This window comes from Inquilinus limosus MP06, assembly GCF_000767795.1.
GTDB lineage: Bacteria > Pseudomonadota > Alphaproteobacteria > DSM-16000 > Inquilinaceae > Inquilinus > Inquilinus limosus_E.
This window is the reverse complement of the sequence record NZ_JANX01000366.1, coordinates 1-6349: the sequence shown is the minus strand read 5'-3', so window position 1 is coordinate 6349 and position 6349 is coordinate 1. Positions and strand designations below refer to the sequence as shown.

Below are 6349 nucleotides of genomic sequence, written 5' to 3'. Positions count from 1 at the left end.
TGGCGGCGGCGGTAGCAGCGCGGTCGACAACGGCCCTGTCCCGCGCCGCCTCGGCCGGCGCGCCGAAGGTGCTGTTCAGCGGCATGAGCCTGAACCGGATTCAGAACGCGTCCGCCAACAACCCGGTGGTGGACGCGACCAACAAGCTGATGACCATCGAGCAGCTGAAGCCGAAGGCGGTCATCGACTGGAACCGGTTCAACATCGCCGGCGACGAGACGGTGCGCTTCGACCAGAAGGGCAACCGGGACTGGGCGGTGCTGAACCGCATCGGCCAGGCCGACCCGTCGCGCATCGACGGCACGCTGAAGGCCGACGGCCATGTCTATCTGATCAATCAGAACGGCGTGATCTTCGGCAACGGTGCCCGGGTCAATGTCCGCAACCTGGTGGCGTCCTCGCTGAGTATCAGCGAGGACCAGTTCAACCGCGGCATCCTCGACACCCCGAAGGATGCCGGCGGCAAGTTCCTTCCGGTGTTCACGGCCGCCGACGACGGCGAACCCGGCCAGATCAAGGTCGAGCGCGGCGCCCTGATCCAGGGCCCGGACAACAGCAGCGTCATGCTGCTGGGCGGGTCGGTGGTGAATGCCGGCACGATCCGCGCCCCGGCCGGACAGGTGGTGATCGGCGCCGGTCGAAGGATCTACATCTATCCGGCAAACTCGGTCGCGACGCCGTCGGACCAGAAGTATCCGCGCGGAGTTGCGATCGAAGTCGATTCCGTGACCGACCGTGACTCGCCGACCGCCAACTGGGTGGTGAACACCGGAACGATCGACACGCCGCGCGGTGGCAACATTTCGATTTCCAGTCTGCTGATCGCACAGAACGGCCGGCTGTCGGCGACCACTGCGGTCCGGGCCGGCGGCTCCATCCTGCTCAAGGCCGCCGCAGATCCCAGCTACGACCAGAGCAACGTACTGTTCCAGCGGAACAGCGCCGGCAAGATCACCTTCGGCCGCGGCAGCGACACGGTCATCCTGCCGGAGGACAGCACCGACACCATCACCGATGCCGAGCAGTTCGAGCATTCCAAGGTCCAGGTGATCGCCGGTGCCGGGACCATGGAGCGGGGGTCGAAGATCCAGGCCCCGGCGGGCGATGTCACCGTCCAGATCGTGGAGGCGCCGTTCGACGGCTCGCCGAACCGCTTCACCATGGAGAATAGCAGCCTGATCGACGTGTCCGGCACCACCTCGACCGAGGTGGCGATGGAGCGCAACCAGATCGCGATCACGCTGCGCAACAACGAGCTGAACTCGCCGCTGCAGCGCGACGGCTTCCTGTTCGGCAAGACGGTCAATGTCGATGTCCGCGACGGGTCGCCGATCGGCAGCATCGGCGACTATCTGAAGAGCATCGGCCGCACGGCGGTGGAGCGCAGCGCCGCCGGCGGTACCGTGTCGATCTCGTCCAGGGACGCCGGCGCCGGCGAGGTCGTGATCCGGGACGGCGCCGCGATCAACGTCTCCGGCGGCCAGGTGCGGTATCGCGGCGGCTGGCTCGACACCACCCAGCTGGTCGGCGCCGACGGGCGGGTCTACGACATCAGCCAGGCGTCGCCGGACATCCAGTATGTCGCCTTCGCCGAGGACCGCTACGCGCAGCAGAAGATCTACGGCCCGCGCTGGGAGGCCGGCTATACCGACGGCATGGCCGCCGGCGCGGTCAATATCACCACCGGTGCCGCGGTGCTCGACGGCCGGATCAGCGGCGGGACCACGCCCGGGGCGCGGCAGCGGTCGCGCGACCAGTTGCCGGCGTTGGGCAGCCTGACCCTGGCGCTGCAGCGACCGGTCGATGTCACCTTCGCCGCCGGCGGCTCCGGGCTGGCGGACGGGTTCGGGTCCGACGACGCGCTGCCGGACAACCTGCGCGACCGGCTGGTGATCGCCCCGTCCCTGGTCGGGAACGGGGGGTGGACAAGATCGCGGTCACGACCGCGGGCGGCGACATCGCGGTGGCGCGCGGCGTGACCCTGCGCACGGCCCCGGGCGGCTCGGTCGACCTGCGGTCGAGGCCGGAGGTCGCGCCCCCCAATCTGTACGACGTGGAGGGGATTCTCGATCAGTTCGGCGCCATCACCGTCGCCGGCGCGATCGAAACGCCGTCGGGCACCATCACCCTGGCCGGCCGGGACGTCACCCTGGCCGGCGGTGCACGGCTGACCGCCCGCGGGCAGTGGGTGAACGACCGGGTCGACGCGAACGGCAATCCGTATCCCGGCGGAACGGGTCCGGCGGGCGCGGCCCTGCCCGACGGCGGCACGATCGACCTGAGCGCGCTGAAGACCCTGACGATCGCGCGCGGCAGCCTGATCGATGTCTCCGCCGGCGGCTGGGTCGCCACCGACGGGTCCCTGACCAAGGGCAATGGCGGCGAGGTGCGGCTGGCCACCAGCCGCTTCATCGACCAGAGCACGGCGATCCGGCCCAGCGCCGGCAAGCTGGTGCTGGGCGGCGACATCCTCGGCTACGGCCTCGACCGTGGCGGCAAGCTGACCATCCGCACCGACCGGATCTGGATCGGCGGCGGGCTGGCGCCCCAGGGGGCGCTGGTGCTGGATCCTGGTTTCTTGAGCCGCGGCGGCTTCAGCGACGTGACGCTGCAGGGCTATCGCGGCGTCACCGTGGCGGCGAACACGGTGGTGACGCCGGCAGCGCCGACGCTGCGGCTGAACCCCGACTATCTGCGGCGCGCCGGCGGCAGCGACGTGTTCGGCTTCGCCAGGCTGGACGTGCTGCCGGAGGAGCTGCGGCCGGCCGGGTCGCTGACCCTCATCGCGCGCGGCAGCGACCTGCGGGCGGACGATTACGGCGTCAACGGCGTCGATGCGACCGGGAAATCCTATGAGGGCGGCGGCAGCGTCGTGTTCGGCCGGGGCTCGGTCGTGCGCATGGGGATGGGCGGCTCGGTCACCGCAGTGGCGGCGCGCACGGTGCGGGTGGATGGCGCCATCGAGACCCCGGCCGGGCAGATCACTCTGATGGGCGGTGTCACCGTCGACACGGAGCTCCCCACCGACCCGGACACGGGATTGCAGACCCCGCTGGCGGTCTACGACCCGCAAGCCAGCGTCCGCATCGGCACGACCGGCCGGCTGCTGGCCCGCGGCGCGGTCAGGCTGGACCCGACGACGGACGGGACCCGCCGCGGCACGGTGCTGGACGGCGGCACCATCACGCTGACCTCCTACAACGGCGCCGTGATCGTCGAGCACGGCGCGATGCTCGACGTGTCCGGCGTCTCGACCCAGCTCGACCTGCGCAGCATGACCATGTACGGGCTGAAGCTGCGGCCGCGAACCGTCGCCAGCAATGGCGGCACGATCCGGCTGACCGCCAGCGACGGGCTGTATCTCGACGGTACCCTGCTGGGGCGCGGCGGCGGCGCGGGGGCCGAGGGCGGCACGCTGATCACCGAGATGCGGCAAGGAACGCGAAACGGGAACAACAGAGTCGGCCTGCCGGCCGATCTAGTGCGGGTGCTCAACATCCGGCAGTCCGGCCTGTCCGCCGGCGCGAAGGACGGCTACGACATCGACGCCCTGGAACGCCATGCCGGCCAGGGCTGTGTCGCCGCGGACACCGTGATGGGCGGGGGCTTCGACACCTGGGTGATGGGCTCCGACAGCGTCGTTAATTTCAACGGCGACGTCACGGTGAAGCTGGGCCGCGAGATCCAGGTCTCGGCCTTCACGATCGGCGCCACGCCGGCGCCGGGGCGGAACGGCGCCAGGGTGGTTCTGCAGGCGCCGCGGGTGTCGCTGACGAACACCAGCTTCGAGCGGTCGGGCAGCACGCTGGACTGGCAGGCACTCCCGCTCGGCGATCGCATCCTCAGCCCGGCGACCCAGCTCTCCATCCTGGCGGATCTGATCGACGTCAATGGCGGCACGTTCCGCTTCGGCAGCGTCTACCACATGCAGGTCGATTCCAATCCGGAGACCGGCGAGGGCATCTACAAGGACCACCTCTTCGGCGGCTTCGGGGTGCTCCGTCTGCAGAGCCGGGGCGACATCCGCTTCGCGGGCATCGCGGGAAGCAACCTCGGCACGCTGACCACGGCCGGCAACCTGGTGCTCCAGGCGGCGCAGATCTACCCTGACACCGACCAGAACTTCACGGTCAACGCCCTGGGCAAGGTCACGGTGCAGCCGAACGGCAAGGCCGCGATGCCGCTGTCGATCGGCGGCATCCTGACCATCGCCGCGCCGGAGATCGTCCAGAACGGCACCATCCGCGCTCCCCTGGGCCGGATCGTCCTGGGGCTCGACAGCGGCGGCGGCATGGTGACGCTGGGTCGCGGCAGCGTGACCTCGGTGTCGGCCAAGGGGCTGACGGTCCCCTATGGCTATGTCCAGAACGGCTCGCTGTGGTTCAATCCCGGCAATGGCGGCACGTCGATCGCCGGGGCTCCGGCCAAGGAGGTGCGGCTGCGCGGCACCGATGTGGACGTGCGGGACGGGGCCGTGATCGATGTGAGCGGCGGCGGCGAGCTGCTGGCCAACGAGTTCGTGCCGGGGCTCGGCGGACCTTCCGACCTCCTGGCCGACCCCGACAGCTTCGCCGTGATCCCGGACTATGACGGCTACGCCCCCTGGGATCCCTACTATTCGGGCTATCAAGCCACCGTCCAGACCACCGACATCCACTTCGACCAGGACGTCCCGGTCGTCCCGTCCACGGCCTTCGCGTCCGGCCAGGCCTTGAACCAGGGCTCCAAGACCAATCTGCGGGTGGGCGACAGGATCTATCTGTCGGGCGGCGGCGGCCTGCCGGCCGGCACCTATGTGCTGCTGCCCGCGCGCTACGCGCTGATGCCCGGCGCCTACCGGGTGCGCGCCGTCAATGGCGTCCTCGACAGGCTGCCGGCCATGAACGGCCGGGCGCCGGACGGCAGCGCCTATGTCGCCGGCCGTCGCTCCGTCCTCAACACCTCGATCTCCGATTCGCGCTGGAGCAGCTTCCAGATCGAATCCGGCGCGGTGCTGCGCCAGCGCGCGCAGTACGACAACTACGAAGCCAACAGCTTCTTCCGGTCCGAGACCTTCCTCTCGCGCCAGAAGACCGATACCGGGATCATCCCCGTGCCGGTCCTGACGCTCGACGGCGGCACGCTGGTGGCCAACGCCACCGAGACGCTGCGGCTGGACGGCACCGCCAGGTTCACGCCGGCCGAGGGCGGCAAGCTGGGCCGCTTCGACATCGCCACCGCCAAGATCGCGGTGGTGTCCGAAGGGACCGACACCCAGGACCTGGCCGACCAGGGCTATCTGCTGCTGCAGGCCGGGCAGCTCAACGATTTCGGCGTCGGCAGCCTGCTCATCGGCGGCGAGCGTAGCCCCGCCCAGGTCACCTCGGCCGATCCGCGCGGCGGCACCCAGGTGCAGGTCACGGCCAACGACGTCGTCATCCGCAACCCGGGCACGGCGCTGGAGGGGCCGGAGGTCCTGCTGGCCGCCGCCAACACGCTGACGGTCGAGTCGGGCAGTGTGGTCCGCGCCACGGGGGCCGATGCCGGCCCCGCCGACACGCTGCGCCTCAACGGCGACAGTGCGCTGCTGCGCGTGTCGACCGGCGACCGGGTCGACGTGGTGCGCGACAACATCTTCGGCTTCGGCGGCTCGCTCACGATCCAGAAGGGCGCGGCGGTGCTGGCCTCGGGCAGCCTCGCGCTCGACGCCACCGGCGACAGCATCCTGGCCTCCACCCAGATCCGCGGCGACCGCGCCATCGATGCCGCCGCCAAGCAGATCGGCTTTGGCGACGCGCCGGCCGGCACGGGCGGCCTGGTGTTCCGCGATGGCACGCTGGGCGTGCTGGCGCAGACCGAGACCCTGACCCTGCGCGGCTACAACAGCATCGATTTCTACGGCGACGTCGCCGTCGGCGCCGGCCAGGGCTCGGCGCTGCGGACCCTGTCGCTCGACAGTCCGCTGCTGGTCGGCCATGGCGGCAATGCCACGATCAATTCCGGCGCGGTGCAGCTGCGCAACACCGGCAACGCCAGCGACCTGCCGGTCGAGATGGCCGGCGGCAGCCTGACCATCAACGCCACGACGCGGCGGGATGGCGGCAAACCGGTCGAAGGCACCGGCCGGATCGACTTGGCCGACGGCCCGGTCCGCATCGCCGGCTTCGGCGCGACAACGCTGGCGGCCGATGAGCGGATCGTCGGCACCAGCGGCCTGGACATCGCGACCAACGCCTCCCCGGGCAGCGGCGGGGATACCCGCCCGAACCGCCTGCGGGCGGACGGCGCCCTGACCCTGACCGCCGCCGCGCTGTCGGCCGGCGCCGGATCGGACAACGCCATCGAGGCCGGCGGCGCCCTGGCCTTCACC

2 protein-coding genes are annotated in these 6349 nt (G+C 70.6%); both read left to right on the top strand.

The window, feature by feature from the left end; all coding sequences use genetic code 11:
* A partial coding sequence (locus P409_RS23040; RefSeq protein WP_152613500.1) for a two-partner secretion domain-containing protein occupies positions 1-1979 on the top strand: 1979 nt, incomplete at its 5' end.
* Positions 1922-6349: hypothetical protein (locus P409_RS23035; protein ID WP_034844204.1), on the top strand; the 4428-nt coding region annotated here is incomplete at its 3' end. The genes P409_RS23040 and P409_RS23035, both read left to right, overlap by 58 nt.